General features: G+C 46.2%; 12 protein-coding genes and 1 pseudogene. 6 read left to right on the top strand and 7 right to left on the bottom strand.

What is annotated here, in order from left to right:
* The first annotated feature begins 61 nt into the window (after positions 1-61).
* Entirely contained in the window at positions 62-424 is a 363-nt protein-coding gene (locus L0G63_RS11185) for a hypothetical protein (protein ID WP_301450724.1), read from the top strand.
* Positions 425-853: 429 nt separating this feature from the next.
* Here L0G63_RS11185 and nadS read toward each other — a convergent pair whose 3' ends face one another.
* From nadS to purL, 3 genes are all read right to left on the bottom strand, one after another.
* Positions 854-1,135 carry a NadS family protein gene (gene nadS, locus L0G63_RS11180; RefSeq protein ID WP_058024381.1) on the bottom strand — a complete coding sequence of 94 codons (282 nt, stop codon included), beginning with the start codon at positions 1,133-1,135 and terminating at the stop codon, positions 854-856.
* Positions 1,125-1,460: a type II toxin-antitoxin system RelE/ParE family toxin gene (locus L0G63_RS11175; protein ID WP_025643795.1), complete on the bottom strand. Its 336-nt coding sequence runs from the start codon at positions 1,458-1,460 to the stop codon at positions 1,125-1,127. The genes nadS and L0G63_RS11175 overlap by 11 nt, the downstream gene beginning before the upstream one ends.
* A gap of 172 nt (positions 1,461-1,632) precedes the next feature.
* On the bottom strand, positions 1,633-5,637 hold the full coding sequence (gene purL, locus L0G63_RS11170) for a phosphoribosylformylglycinamidine synthase (RefSeq protein ID WP_301450723.1): 4,005 nt from the start codon (positions 5,635-5,637) through the stop codon (positions 1,633-1,635).
* Positions 5,638-6,075: 438 nt separating this feature from the next.
* On the opposite strand from purL, the gene L0G63_RS11165 reads away from it, so the two are divergent.
* Both L0G63_RS11165 and L0G63_RS11160 read left to right on the top strand, forming a co-directional pair.
* Positions 6,076-6,570 carry a pyridoxamine 5'-phosphate oxidase family protein gene (locus tag L0G63_RS11165; protein ID WP_252962671.1) on the top strand — a complete coding sequence of 165 codons (495 nt, stop codon included), beginning with the start codon at positions 6,076-6,078 and terminating at the stop codon, positions 6,568-6,570.
* Between the two features lie 387 nt (positions 6,571-6,957).
* Positions 6,958-7,455, top strand: coding sequence for a pyridoxamine 5'-phosphate oxidase family protein (locus L0G63_RS11160; RefSeq protein WP_301450722.1), 498 nt, complete (start codon positions 6,958-6,960; stop codon positions 7,453-7,455).
* A 126-nt stretch (positions 7,456-7,581) separates the two neighbouring features.
* Here the strand turns inward: L0G63_RS11160 and pgsA are convergent, their stop codons facing one another.
* From pgsA to acs, 3 genes are all read right to left on the bottom strand, one after another.
* The gene (pgsA, locus tag L0G63_RS11155) at positions 7,582-8,262 is read right to left on the bottom strand and encodes a CDP-diacylglycerol--glycerol-3-phosphate 3-phosphatidyltransferase (RefSeq protein WP_071003712.1); all 681 of its coding nucleotides are present in this window, start codon (positions 8,260-8,262) and stop codon (positions 7,582-7,584) included.
* Positions 8,263-8,939: 677 nt separating this feature from the next.
* The gene (locus L0G63_RS11150; RefSeq protein WP_301450721.1) at positions 8,940-10,118 is read right to left on the bottom strand and encodes an NAD(P)/FAD-dependent oxidoreductase; all 1,179 of its coding nucleotides are present in this window, start codon (positions 10,116-10,118) and stop codon (positions 8,940-8,942) included.
* A gap of 259 nt (positions 10,119-10,377) precedes the next feature.
* A complete protein-coding gene (gene acs, locus L0G63_RS11145) occupies positions 10,378-12,339 on the bottom strand; it encodes an acetate--CoA ligase (RefSeq protein WP_301450720.1) in 1,962 nt (653 codons plus the stop codon).
* A 419-nt stretch (positions 12,340-12,758) separates the two neighbouring features.
* Here acs and L0G63_RS11140 point away from each other — a divergent pair, with 419 nt between their 5' ends.
* From L0G63_RS11140 to L0G63_RS13710, 3 genes are all read left to right on the top strand, one after another.
* Positions 12,759-14,042: an NAD(P)/FAD-dependent oxidoreductase gene (locus tag L0G63_RS11140; protein WP_301450719.1), complete on the top strand. Its 1,284-nt coding sequence runs from the start codon at positions 12,759-12,761 to the stop codon at positions 14,040-14,042.
* A 118-nt stretch (positions 14,043-14,160) separates the two neighbouring features.
* Entirely contained in the window at positions 14,161-14,856 is a 696-nt protein-coding gene (locus L0G63_RS11135; protein WP_367618366.1) for a pirin family protein, read from the top strand.
* Positions 14,757-15,104 (top strand): pirin-like C-terminal cupin domain-containing protein, encoded by a 348-nt coding sequence (locus L0G63_RS13710; RefSeq protein WP_367618365.1) that lies wholly within the window; start codon positions 14,757-14,759, stop codon positions 15,102-15,104. Before L0G63_RS11135 ends, L0G63_RS13710 begins: the two co-directional genes overlap by 100 nt.
* A 98-nt stretch (positions 15,105-15,202) precedes the next feature.
* Here L0G63_RS13710 and L0G63_RS11130 read toward each other — a convergent pair.
* Positions 15,203-15,569, bottom strand: a pseudogene (locus tag L0G63_RS11130) (alkene reductase); the annotation flags it as partial.

Here is a 15,569-nt window from a genome sequence, read left to right as displayed (position 1 = left end):
ATGCAGGCGTTCTATAATATTAATTAGCGTTGCACTTGGTGTGTTAATCTAAGATCTTCGTATGCTAGCGAAAGCAGAAAATGGAGCTTACACTTTAAGTATTTCTGTTGAAAGTGGTTTCGCAGAATATAACGTGATCATAGATATAAATGCTCAAGACTTCAAAATAATCGAGAACGATAAATATAGAGTGGCATTGCTTCAAGCTGCGCTACATAGACCCTTTCAACTTCAAGAAACTACATTAGACAAGAGTGAACAACGATATTACTTAGATAAGATACTTCATGCGAATGAATCTGAGGTCAATACTTTTCTTACAAAGCTAGACCATGGACAAGCTAACGGTGCAATATCTAACATGGTGCGTAAATCAAGTGACAGAGATATAGAAAATCTTCGCAATGGCGACTGGTTTTATTGAAAAGCTCGTAGTGTGCATCTAGCGCACCGATTAAAATTAAAGTTCAGACTAATTTATCATAAAATGGTCATTCAGAGGCGCGTTTTAGCCCCGACTGCAGCGGATATACTTGGTTGGTCACTGGGCTGCGGAGGCTTGGCTAGAGGTGGTCGCTCGAATGTTGGAACGCCTCTATCCTTAGCCACCGCCCCAGTGAACGACCAAGATAGTAGCGAAAAGCAGGATTAGCTCCCAATAGAACCAAAACCCAAACACAAAAAAGGTGAGCATTACGCCCACCTTTTTATATCTACAATAATATTCTAAACCAACTTAGCCTATCTAAACCAAGCACGAACATTAAGGAACATATGCATCTACGCACCGTCATTGTGCGTCCGTAACATCACCGAGTGCGTGACCAAGATAAGATTGACTGTTTTTGATCAATTAAGCTTCGGTAATTAACTCAGGCTTTTTATTCAATAAGCGCATTAATGTGACCGCAGCCCCTGTTGGGTTTCTAGTACCTTGCTCCCAATTTTGTAAGGTACGCGAACTGATATTAAGTTTATCGGCAAACTGCTGTTGCGATAGCCCTGTCTTAGTTCTTATTTCCTTAATACTAGGCACGTCATGGGTAAACTGGCGGCTAGGCTGAGCCTGTCCTTTAGCAATCGCCAATGCTTGATTTAGTGATGTAGATAAATCATCGTAAAATTCATTGCTCATGGCTATACACCTCTTTAATTTGTTGAGTCAGTTTGTATAAACCAGACTTCTCTTCGCTTGATAGAGAGGCTTGTTTATTCTTCGGATAAGCTAGCAGCATAAAAAATATGCCTTGACTATTCACAAAATAATAGATAATCCGAATACCGCCACTCTTACCTTGGTTAAGTGCCCATCTGGTTTTTCGAACGCCCCCTGTACCTTGAATCAAATCACCTTGTTCTGGATTATTGATTAGATTTTCCTGTAGCTCTTTATAAGCTTCATCATCTAATAGTTTCAGTACTTGCTTAGTAAATATTGGCGTTTCGATGAAATGTAACATTCAATATCCTTTATCTTTATGTCTTATTATATACGTCATTGAAGTACTTATCTATATGTTTTTTCTGGATCTAATTAAGCTAAATATCATAAACACAAAAAAGGTGAGCTTTACGCTCACCTTTTCATTCTAAAAAATAGTTATCTACAACAATACTCTAAACCAACTTAGCCTATCTAAACCAAGCGCGCGCATTGCGGAACATACGCATCCATGCGCCATCCTCATCCCACGCTTCTGGTTTCCAGCTATGGTTATAGGCTTTTAGATTACGCTCAGGGTGCGGCATCATAATCGTGACGCGACCATCGGTGCTACACAGACCTGTGACACCGCCGAGCGAACCGTTTGGATTGAGCGGATACGTCTCAGTTGGATGACCTTGGCTATCGACATAACGCATCGCAAGCTGACCGTGTTTTGCCATACCGTCGATCTCGGTATTGTCCAGCGTGGCATAGCCTTCACCATGCGCCACCGCGATTGGCAAGATGCTGTCTTGCATGCCTTTGAACAGGATCGACTTGGTACGCTCGATTTTGACATTGACCGTACGCGCTTCAAAACGCGCGGATTTATTAGCGATGAAGCGCGGGAAGTTTTCTGCGCCTGGGATCAAATCTTTCAATTGCGCCATCATCTGACAGCCGTTACAGACACCCAATGAGAAGGTATCAGGACGGGCAAAGAAGCGGACAAACTGCATGCGTAGCTCATCATGGAACAAGATAGAGTTTGCCCAGCCTGAACCTGCGCCGAGTACGTCACCATAACTAAAGCCACCACAAGCGACCAGACCGTCGAAATCACGTAGATTGATGCGACCACTCAGTAGATCGCTCATATGTACATCGACCGCTTCAAAGCCCGCTTGGGTAAAGCCTGCTGCCATTTCCGTCTGACCGTTGACACCTTGCTCACGGAGGATTGCGACTCTTGGTTGGCTGTTATTAGCATCAGCACGGCTGTTTACATAAGGCGCTTCCACTTTTTGGTTCAGATCAAAGTTTGGCGCAGCGATGAGACCTTTATGGCTCGCGTCGCTAATCAAGTCATACTCTTGCTGTACGCACGCTGGGTTATCACGGCGGCGAGCGATTTGATAGCTGACCTGAGTCCACGCCTGCTGTAATTCAGTACGGCTAAAGCGTAGCGTGTCATCGCCCATGAGCGTTGGCGTTTGGATCAGTAGGCTGTCTTCTTCCGAGCTTTGACCGACGAGACTGAGCATATCGCTGACGTTAAACTCTTCGGCCAACTGCATGAGTGCAGCGACGTTTTCTGGCAATACTTGGATGATCGCGCCCAACTCTTCACTGAACAGCTGACCGAGTAAGTTGTCATCATCTAATGACAGCTTGATACCTTGACGGCTGGTGAACTGCATCTCTGCGACGGTCGCAAGCAGACCGCCATCACCGATATCGTGATAGGCACTGATGATGCCTTGCTCATTACCCGCTTGGACAAAGTTAAAGAAGTCGATCAAATCGCTTGGCTGCGCTAGATCTGGGCAGTCGTTGCCAAGCTGGCTCAGCGTTTGTGCGAGGATCGAACCGCCTAGACGCAATTTACCTTTAGATAGGTCAATACGGTAGAACGCGCTGTCACCATTGATTAGCTCGGGGGTTAGCGTTTTTGCTACATCAACCACAGGAGCAAACGCAGTTACGACCAAACTCATTGGCGAGACGACAGATTTGTCAGCGCCCTCTTCATCACTCCAGTTAGCACGCATCGATAGCGAGTCTTTACCGACTGGAATCGCAATACCCAGTGCTGGGCATAGCTCTTCGCCGACTGCGTGAACGGCGTCAAACAATGCCGCGTCTTCCGCGTCGTCGCCACATGCCGCCATCCAGTTCGCCGACATGGTGATATCGGATAGCTGAGCGATACGCGCGCCCGCGATGTTGGTAATCGCTTCACCGACTGCTAGACGCGCAGAGGCTTTTGGATTGATCAGCGCAACAGGCGTACGCTCGCCCACACTCATGGCTTCACCAGTCATCGGCTGACCATTTAGTGCCACTAAGCCTGACGCCGTCACCGCACAATCTGATACAGGCACTTGATAGCGACCCACATACTGATCACGCACGACCATACCGGTGATAGAGCGATCACCAATGCTGATCAAGAATGATTTGCTCGCCACGGTTGGGTGACGCAATACATCGGTGATTGACTCAGCTAAGTTCACATCATTAAGCTCTAATGCTGGTAACGTGCTATCAGTACGCTCAAAGCTGCGTTGCATTTTTGGTGTACCACCGAGCAGCACTTGCATCGGCATATCGACTGGTTGCTCGTCCAATAGCTCATCATCAACGATTAGCTGACGGATATCCGTCGCCTCACCCAAGATGGCATATGGACAGCGCTCACGGGCACAGATCGCGTCAAACTGATCTTTGCTCTCTGGGCGAATCGCCAGCACATAACGCTCTTGCGCTTCGTTTGACCAGATCGCCATCGGTGACATGCCCGCTTCTAACGATGGGATCTTACGCAAGTTCAGATGCGCGCCCATCTCATGGTCGTTGACCAGCTCAGGCATGGCGTTTGACAGACCGCCCGCGCCGACATCATGAATAGAGACGATGGGGTTGCCGTCTTGACTATCATTGCTCACTTCAATGTCGTTGCCGGCAAGCGCCCAGCAGCGATCGATGACTTCCTGACAGCGACGCTCCATCTCAGCATTGTCGCGCTGGACTGAAGCAAAATCCAAACCTTCATCAAGCTCGCCACTATCGACCGATGAGGCCGCGCCGCCGCCTAGACCGATTTGCATTGCAGGGCCACCCAGAACGATGAGCAAATCGCCTTTTTTAATCGCATTTTTTTCAATCAAGTTGCGTTTGATATTGCCGTAACCACCTGCCAGCATGATGGGCTTGTGGTAGCCGCGCATCTCGCTACCGTCTTTTGCCGCAGAGGTATCTAGCTGAAAACTACGGAAATAACCGCATAGGTTCGGACGACCAAACTCGTTTGAGAAGTTGGCGCTACCTAATGGGGCATCAAGCATAATCTCAAGGCTGGTTGCCATACGGTCTGGCGTACCATAGGCTTGCGTGCTCAGCTGACCTGACTGCTCCCATTTCTCGGACAGCTCTGGGATATGTAGATGCGACACATGAAAACCTGCTAGACCCGCTTTTGGCTTACCGCCGCGACCTGTTGCACCTTCGTCACGAATCTCACCGCCAGAACCCGTTGCTGCACCTGAATACGGAGCAATTGCCGTTGGGTGATTGTGCGTCTCAACTTTCATCAAGATATCGATGTCTTCTTGATGGAATCCATAAGGATGGATTGAATTGGCATGCATCGCATCCGTTGGGATAGGATAAAAACGCATGCCATCAGACCCAGCCATCACAGCGGCGTTGTCTTTATAGGCTGATAAGATGCCTTGTGGATTCGACTGATAGGTGTTTTTGATCATTTGGAATAGTGATTTTGGCTGCACCTCACCATCAACGGTCCACTGGGCATTAAATATCTTATGACGGCAATGCTCTGAGTTCGCCTGTGCAAACATCATCAGCTCAACGTCGGTTGGATTGCGACCTAATTCATTGACATACGCATTCATCAGATAGTCGATGTCTTCGCTGGATAACGCAAAGCCGAACTCGGTATTGGCCGACTCTAGTGCTGACTGACCTTGTCCGATGACATCGATATGATTGAGTGAGGCTGGTGCTTGATCATCAAACAACTTGCTGACATCGCTCAAGTCATAGACCAAACTCTGGGTCATACGGTCAAACAATAACTGCTCAGCGGCAGCGGGTAGCTTGTTGTCAGCCGCTTCATTCTCAAGCGTTAGCGTATAAACCACGACACGCTCAACACGGTTGATTTTGATTTCACAGTTATTAAAAATATCGGTGGCTTTACTCGCCCATGGTGAGATGGTGCCAAAGCGCGGCGCCACGATCACTTGCAGTTGGTTGTCTTGTGGCGTGGTAAGCGCGATCGCTTCTTTGATCCCAAACAAGTCTAAGGATTTTTTGTGCTCATCACCGCTCAATTCGCGTGAGAGTACATACACTTGCTGAGTACTTATTTGACTAACATTTAGCTCGGTTTTTTGCTGGAACTGACTGATGAGTTGCTGCGTCTGAAAATCGGTAAGAAACGGTTGTCCGGCGATGGTCATCATAAAGGCATAATCCGTAAGATCAAGGCATCTCTGCCATGCTAAGTAAATGGTCTGGGTATTATAACAAGAAGACCTATAATAAGCAGGTCTAAACCAAGATAAATTGCTGATAACTGATACGGTGTCGCCGCTAACCACATGCTCAATAACACAATCAATCAATTCAATAATCCGCCCATGAGTGTTTAGCCCATGAATGTTTAGACAGCATTCAAATACAGTGACGACACTCGGCGTCGCAATTTTTACCTAACCCTCATACTCCTTACAAACATTCACATCGCATTACTGGGCACCTATATAAATGTAGGGCCGCTACTCGGTATTCTAGTTCCAGTTGTTAAGGCGATGTTTTTTAACACCTATCACATCTACCTTGAATAAAAATTATTACTACAACTTATTAACGCTAATCACTATAAAAAAAAGGAAATTCCTATGAACAAGCAAGAACAAATCGACAAAATACAAGACGTTATTAAAGATGTAAAATTTGCGATGTTAAGCACCGTCAACAGTAAAGGTGATGTACATGCTTGGCCAATGACGACCAGCGAAGCGAGTATCGGTGGTAAAGAGATTTGGTTCATCGGTGATAAAACCTCAGATGTGGTCAAAGACATTCAGAACAATCAAAAAATTGGTTTGTCTTATGCTTCTAAAGATGAAAAAGACTATGTCTCTGTCAGCGCCAATGCTGAGTTACCAACGGATAAAAACAAATTAGAAGAACTGTGGTCACCAGTCTACAATGCGTTTTTTGAGCATGGTAAAGAAGATCCGAACGTACAGCTGATCAAAGTCGTCCCACATGGCGTTGAGTGCTGGTTAGGTGGTAGCTCTACTATTAATATGTTTAAAATGGCAGCAGCAGCCCTACAAGATGGCAAAACGGCAGAAGATATCGGCGAGCAATTTGAAGTCACGTTATAATCTTAAAGCCATAAATCAAAAATAGCCTGCGGTAACTGCTCAGTTTTTAAACCCATATTGCTATTTGATAAGTCAAAATTATTTGACAAACCAAAACGCCAATAATCCTTTGTTTATTGGCGTTTTTTGTGTCTACATTTTATCTGTAGTATACCACCTGCCATCACGTTGATAAGCCATTACAAACCATCACAGAGTATTACAGTCCGACTGTATTGTTATGTTGGATGATATCGTTATATTGATAATGGCAATGTTAGTAAGGATGATCATGAGCATCGACAATGCACAAACCATTTTCTAATAAATAACTCTTGTTAATAAATCGCTCTAATTTTCACCCTCACTTAAATTCAATCTCACTTAAAATAGTAAAGGATAACTATTATGAATAAGCAAAAACAGCTAGATACATTACAAGCCATGGTAAAAGACATCAAATATACGATGATGACCACGCGCACCAGTGAGAGCCATCTTCACTCGTGCCCCATGAATACCACCGAGACCAGTATTGGTGCCAAAGAAATTTGGTTTATCGGTCACAGCCCTTGTGAGACCATCGATAACATCAAAAACGATCCACAAGTCAATTTGGCCTATGTCAGCCAAGACAACAAACAATATTTATCTATCACTGGTAAAGCAGAGCTGGTAGATGATAAAGACAAGTTAGATGAGCTTTGGTCAATGACTTATAATGCTTACTTTGAAAAAGGTAAAGAAGACCCAAAGGTACAGCTGATCAAGGTCGTCCCTCATGGTGCTGAATATTGGGCAAATGGGAATGCGATTACTAGCGCTGTCAAATTGACAGCAGCGGCAGTGACAGATAATGCCATTGAAAAGAGCTTGGGTGAGAATTTTTCGATAGAGCTGTCATGATTTAGCAGGGCTGTCATAATTTAGCAGAGATTTAACGACTTAATAATTAACAGCCCTCAATAAAAAACGCCAGTCGCGTTAAGCCACTGGCGTTTTTTATTGAGGTTATGATTGTTTGTCTTACTATTAGCCGCTTTGCTTCAAATAAGGCCACGCAGCTTTGAGATAAATCATCATCGACCATAGTGTCAATATCACCGCGGCCACCATCAGCGCATAACCAACCGTCTCAAGCGACTCCCAGTTTAATAACAGTACTGTAATCGCTATCATCTGAAAGGTCGTTTTTAATTTGCCCACATAGGACACAGCGACACTGGTTCGGTTGCCAAGCTCTGCCATCCACTCACGCAGCGCAGACACAGCGATCTCACGCGAGATAATGACAATGGCGGCGATTGCCATAATGATATTGGGATGCCATTGCACCAAAACGATCAAGGCCGCCGCCACCATCAGCTTGTCAGCAACTGGGTCCAAAAAGCGCCCAAACGCTGACATGACATTCAGCTTACGAGCAAAGTAACCATCTAGCCAATCGGTAATCGCTGCAATAATAAAGACGCTGGTTAATAATAAATGGCGCAATAGGCTATCGCTAAACTCACTCATCCCCACTCGCGCAATGACGTTGTCTGAGATTGCAGGCATACCGATGCCCATAGCAGGTGGCCAGTACGCAATTGCAACAAACAACGGAATCATCAAGATACGAGCAATCGTAAGATTGTTGGGCAAGTTAAAAATACTTTTAGTATTTTGCGAACTTGACGGCTCCTGCGTATGCAAATGCGTGCTCTCAGTCATGGCAAACCCAGTGTAATATCGACATAATAATGGCAGATAGCTTAGCATTTTTCCGTCATGCCGTCATGCCATCTCTTTAATGATTAAATGATTCAAACTATCAACATCGAGTCATTCGTTTCATAATAATATAACCCATTGAAATCATTTGTATCTTTTATTAAAAGCATCATAAAATTCTTAAAAACAATCTGCTGCCTAATATAACGTCCTATTATGTATAGGGCTCGATAGTTGGTCACGGGCTATCTACTTATCTGCGTCTTTCTTCTTACTTCCCAATGTCAAAGTCTATGCTGTGATCGTGCAACCGAGTATTTTTACAAAGTAATATACTGTAACCAAAATAACCAAATAGCAAGCAACTGAGTTATGATATCAACTGTCAAAAAACACTTGTACACTTAAATATGTAAGAAAATATATGTACCCATTGTATTGAGCATTATTGCCCTAATTAATAAATAACGGTATAGAAAGATAATAATGATAACAAGTCATGACCACGGAGTCTGTCGTCAATCTCCACAGCCCGTTTTCCTCAGCCCACAGCACCTCCTCTGTGGGCTTTTTTTTGCCTCGCTATTTATAACAGGCTCAAATCTCGATGCCTATCGCTATAAATACGTAAAAACCTCTCTAGGGACTGGCAGCCGATAGATTCAGCCAGCCAGCAATCAACTCATATAGATAGATCGTGCCATACAGACTGCCTCTACTGTCTGACGAGCTACCTGATAGCAGCTTTCGATATTGCCGCGTGCGCACCAGTCACCACTGACAACCCATTGTTTGGCCTCATCGATCAAGATACCTGATACATTAGCATCAACATCCGTATCCACCACGGTTGCCGCATAGCGCCAGCGATGGCAATCTGTCTGGCTTGGTGCACTGTCTGTGTCCCAGTTGAGCGCTTGCTGCGCTGCCATTAATAACGTGGCTTTGACTGTCTCCAAATCATCATCGACGTGGACTTGTGACCAGTCATTACGCGCATGAATGGTGATGCTTGGTAATAGCTCATCACGAGCGGGTTTATGATGCTCAATAAATATTCTATTGAGTACCTCATTATTTAAATAAGCAACATCCCACTGCGGTGCTGTTTGAGAGTTCAATGTTTCAGGTAATTCTTGGGCATTGTCCCAACCGAGCATCAACGTATAGCAGGCCTGCATCTGCGGCTGGGTGATGTTAACTTGCTGACTAAACCCACTGTCTGCCATCAGCTCTACTGCCTGACCGTTTGGTGCAGTACAAATGACCCAGTCAAACCAACCGAAGCTCTCCCCTGTCTCATCAAATAGCTCAGTTTTTTTATCATCTGAGTGAGTGGTATGCCCACCAAGCGGAGCCACACGCGTCTTAAACACTATGTTTGTGTGCTTGAGCCCAGCGGCCAATTCACGTCCCCAACTGGTCATTTTTGGCGTGCTGATATAGCGCGCGTGCACGGTATCCCACTGCTCTTTACTTTGGATATCAGGCGATTGACCATTATCATCGGCGGGTGTCAGCTCAACCACTCGGGCACACCATGGCTGTAGCAGCCCTGTCTTTAGCCAAGGGGCAATAAATTGCTGGAACTCAGCGGTTTTTGCCGTAAAGAACTGTGCCCCAAACGCCCATTGCCAGTTCTTACCTGTGTCACTGTCGGTACGATAGCGCGTTGCTAGACGGCCCACACTCCGTGACTTTTCAAATATCGTGATGTGCGGTGCATTTGAGCACACATTGTCAGTGTACAAGGTGCGCTCTAGCAATGTGGCAGTCAGCAGCCCTGTCAGACCACCACCGATGATCGCGATTTTTGGTGAAGATTTATCCGTTGAAAGCAAAGTATGATCAGTCATAATGACAGTAAACCTTATCGAGTATTTATGAGTCGCTACCATCTATAAATGGCAAAACGATCTGTTATATGGCGGGCAACTAGTGGGTAGCAACGTTAATTGACCATTGATATTGAACCGTCAAAACGCCGCAATATCAATATCGACTACGTAAAAAAGCCATGCTATACGCGATAGCATGGCTTTTATTTGACGTTACTGAACGGATATCAAAGTTGAAATAGCACCGTTCGCGTGCCCGATGGACGGGCTAACGCAACTACTCTCCGCGGCTCGCTTTGACTTCTTCTACCAAATCATTGATCACTGAGCTGTCCGCCAGTGTAGATAAGTCGCCCAGTCCAACATATTGTCCTTCTGCCAACTTACGCAGGATGCGGCGCATAATCTTTCCTGAACGAGTCTTTGGTAGGGCATCCACCATATAAATAGCGTCTAATGTTGCAATTGGCCCAATCTCGGCACGTACATGACGTTTTAGCTCCGCTTTTAGATCGTCTGTTTTTTCTTCGCCAGATTTTAGAATGATAAAGGCACAGATACCTGTCCCGCGAATCTCATGCGGCATACCGACAATCGCGGCCTCGGCAGTCGCAGGATGAGCGACCAGTGCGCTCTCAATCTCTGCAGTACCGAGACGATGCCCTGAGACGTTGAGTACATCATCCACACGACCTGTGATCCAATAATGTCCATCTTCATCACGCTGCGCCCCATCACCTGTGAAGTAATAGCCGGGATAATCGCTAAAATAGGTTTTCAAAAAGCGCGGATGGTCATTGTAGATCGTACGCATTTGCCCAGGCCAACCACTACTGATGACCAAGTTGCCTTCGGCAGCGCCTTCCATGATTGCGCCTTCTGCATTGACGATTTGTGGTTTTATACCATATAGCGGTGTCATCGCGGCACCCGGCTTGAGATCGACCGCTCCCGGAATCGGTGCCATCAAAATACCGCCTGTCTCCGTTTGCCACCACGTATCGACAATGGGACACTTGCTGTCACCAACGACATGATAGTACCAATCCCAAGCTTCTGGGTTGATTGGCTCACCGACTGAACCCAGCAAACGCAGGCTTGAGCGATCTGACTCACGTACAAAGGCATCACCCTCTTTCATCATCGCTCGAATCGCCGTTGGGGCGGTGTATAAAATGGTCACGTCGTGCTTGTCGATGATGTGTCCGATACGTGCCCATGTTGGATACTCTGGCACCCCTTCAAAAATGACTGTCGTGGTGCCATTGGCGAGCGGTGCATATGTTGAGTAGGTATGACCTGTGATCCAGCCCACATCTGCGGTACACCAATAGACGTCATCTTCTTTGATATCAAAGACATCACGGAAGGTAGACAACGCATAAGTGATATAACCCCCTGTGGTATGCACGACGCCTTTTGGCTTACCTGTCGAACCAGAGGTATACAATAGGAATAATGGATCTTCAGCATTCATCACTTCAGGCTCACAGATCTCTGATTGCCCATCAACGAGATTGTGATACCAGACATCGCGGCGACCGCTCATCGGTATAGAGTTGCCTGTGCGGTGGACGACGATGACTTTTTCGACACTGTCAGTCCCATCCATTTCTAGTGCATGATCGATATTGGCTTTGAGCGGTGTATGTTTGCCGCCACGTAAACCTTCATCAGCCGTAATAACGACTTTTGAGCGGCTGTCTATCAAACGATTGCCCAGACTCTCAGCAGAAAACCCACCAAATACCACAGAATGCACCGCACCAATACGCGCACATGCCAGCATCGAGACCATGGCTTCTGGTATCATTGGCATATACAACGTGACCCGATCGCCTTTGCCAACACCAAGCTTGCGTAATGAATTACCAAGACGACAAACGGCTTCGTGCAACTCTTTAAAAGAAATAATCTTGTGTAGTGAAGGGTGATCCCCTTCCCAAATAATAGCTGGCTTGTATGGATCTTTTTCGAGGTGACGATCAAGACAGTTGACGGAGATATTCAGCTCGCCATCTTCAAACCACTTAATACTGAAATCGTCTAAGTCATAATTGATATTGCTGACTTTGGTTGGCTTTTTTATCCAGTCAATGAGCTCAGCACGGCTCGCCCAAAAAGCCTCATTTGTGTCGGTTGATTCGACAGATTGCTGATAGTCTTTAAGATATTTTTCAGGGGTGGTGTTGGCGGCAGCCATGAACTCGGCGGAGATTGGAAATGCTTTCTGGGTCATAGTATGGTTCCTTTTTAATTATCATGACTTACACAGAAAATCGTCTATAACGATCACCTATGCAGACAATAAGAGTCATCTTCCATAATGCGTGATACTCAGCGATAGTTTGACAAATAAACGAGACGGTTGCAAGACATCATCAGCCAATCATAACAATTTCGCTGCACAGCTGTATACTTGGACACGGATGATAAGGATTGTGACACGTTATCAGGTCATCATCCGCTTCGTCGTTTATACATCGCTGTCACCTCACAGCTTGTCGGATAGCACATTTAAACCTTGTAACCTCAAATGAAATATGGACAATAGCTACCCTACAATACCGCTTTAGACAGCACATCCGATAGGCATGACTAATATCAGCCATTGGTGTGGTTGTTCCTTTTTTTAAATGATTGTTTTACGAGACCGCCATGACGAACCACCGCAATGCACAACTCTCTACTCACTATGACGTCATCATCATCGGCGCTGGCGCTTCAGGATTGTATTGTGCGCTCACCGCCGGTCGCCGTGGGCGTCGCGTTTTGGTCATAGATCATGCCAATAAAGCGGGCAAAAAGATTTTGATGTCGGGGGGTGGCCGCTGCAACTTTACCAATTACTTTGTGGAGCCTGAGCACTTTATTGGTGACAATCCTCACTTTTGTAAGTCGGCGCTGAGCCGCTATCCGAGCTGGGAGTTTATCGGCATGGTAGAGGCGCATCAGATTTCCTACCATGAGCGCGAGCATGGTCAGCTATTTTGTGATGACTCTGCCCAAGACATCCTCACCATGCTCCTCGATGAATGCGCCGCTGTCGGCGTATACGTCAAGCTCAGCACTCAGATTGATCATGTACAGAGTCTGGCGCAAAACGACAGTCATCGATTTGAGCTCACCACTCGCAAAAAGCTCGGCAAAAAAGACGTCGCAAGCGAAAGTCAATCGTCACAGACGCGCTATCGTTGTGAGTCGTTAGTGGTAGCCACTGGTGGTTTGTCTATTCCAACGATGGGCGCAAGCGGCATTGGCTATGAACTAGCGCAGCAGTTTGGGCATACACTGATACCAACGGATGCCAGTCTTGTGCCCTTTACCTTTACGGACAAAACAGGCGAGCTGATTCGTAGCTTAGCAGGCATCAGCCTACCAGTCATTGCCAGCAATGAGCGTATCTCTTTCAAGCTGCCTGTACTGTTTACCCATCGCGGGCTTTCTGGCCCTGCCATGCTCCAACTGTCAAACTATTGGCATACTGGCGAGACCATTAGTATTAATTTGCTACCTGATGTGGATGTCACCGATCTTTTGCTCGCCCGCAAAAAATCCCATCCACGCCAGCTGATCCGTACTGTGTTGGCAGAAAACACAGACAACGCGCTACCCAAAAAACTACTGGCAGCACTACAAGCTCACCTGTGGGACGATATCAAAGATACCGAGCTTGCCAATATCAAAGACGAGCGCATAAGCGATCTGGGTACTACTCTCAATGGCTGGCAGCTCAAGCCGTCTGGTACTGAAGGCTATCGCACGGCCGAGGTCACCCGCGGCGGCGTAAAAACCGATGAGGTATCCTCAAAGACCATGCAAAGCAATCTACAAGATGGCTTGTATTTCATCGGCGAAGTGCTCGATGTAACAGGCTGGCTTGGTGGTTATAACTTCCAATGGGCTTGGGCCAGTGGCTTTGTGAGTGGCGAGGTGGTCTGATGACTACTTGTCATATCACCACCATAAAATAGAAACAACATAAGTTCATTATACTATAGAATTATAGTATAATATTCACTTATTGTTATTTATGCTAGATAGAATTGCGAGGTACTCGATGCGCCCAATCAAACAGATTCATGGTGATAAAGCACCACATTGGGTCGGTGACGGATTTTTTGTGAAAACATTGATCAATTATGTCGATGACCAACCAGACTTCAATTACAGTCATACCGATCCATTTTTACTATTTGATTATGGCGAGCCGACGACATTTGCACCAAACCCTGATTATCAGACGCAGCCACATGGCATTGGCAAACACCCTCATAAAGGTTTTGAGACCGTCACCCTCGCGTACTCAGGTGAGATCAGTCATGCTGACTCTATCGGTGGACGCGAGGATATTTTGGAAGGAGATGTGCAATGGATGACCGCTGGTCGCGGTATTCTGCACGAAGAGTTCCATTCTGAGGCGTTTGGTCAGCGCGGCGGTGTGTTCAGTATGGTGCAAATGCGGGTCAATCTGCCAAGCGCGCATAAGCTGACTGATCCCAAATATCAGTTCATCAAACGTGCTGAGATGCCTATTATCGAGTTAATGGATTACAGTGACGCCGATGAGCGAACCGTGATCGGTCACGTTGCTATCATTGCAGGCGACTGGCACGGCGTTGCTGGCAGTGCAGATACCTTTACGCCAGTTAACATGTGGGATATCGCGCTGCATACCGCAGGCACAATACGTTACTGCTCGTACAAGAAGGCCGAATACTGGTCAATGGCACATCTATCAGTGCAGGCAATCTGATTCAGTTTGCAGTGCCGATTAAACCATCTGTAGATTCTCAACCTGTACCTTTATCTGATGCTGCTACCGATACTATTGAGCTCACCTATTCTACCGATAACGATGAACACACTCCTGCCAAACTACTGTTGTTAAGTGGTGAGCCTATCGGAGAGCCTATCGCAGGTCACGGCCCCTTTGTGATGAATACCCAAGATGAGCTACGACAAACTTTTCGTGATTATCAAACGGGGAATTTTGGTACATAATGAAAATAGAAGCACAAAAAAGCCCTCTGACTATCAATAGTCAGAGGGCTTTTATGAAGCATAATTTAGCTATTTAGTCAGCAGAACCGACAAATAAACTATTGCGCCTGATCCATAAACGGATAATCAGTGTAGCCAACCGTGCTGCCACCATAGAAAGACTCTGGATGCTGCTCATTGAGCGGTGCGCCTTTTTGGATACGTTCAGCGAGATCAGGGTTGGCAATATAGTCACGACCGAATGCTACCGCATCGATATAGCCTGCTTTGATGTTCTTCTCAGCTTTGTCCGCATCATAGCCACCCGCCGCGATGATGGTCTGATCGAACGCATCACGGACACGCTGACGGAACTCATCGCTATACGGCGTACCACCTGCCCAATCTGGCTCTGACAGATGCAAATACATTAGGGTGTGTATAGAATTCAAATCAGGGGCAACCAGATAAAGACACAAGCGAGCA

This window comes from Psychrobacter sp. (genome assembly GCF_030454045.1).
Lineage (GTDB): Bacteria > Pseudomonadota > Gammaproteobacteria > Pseudomonadales > Moraxellaceae > Psychrobacter.
The sequence above is the reverse complement of the archived record's forward strand: the minus strand, read 5'-3'. Positions and strand labels throughout refer to the sequence as shown.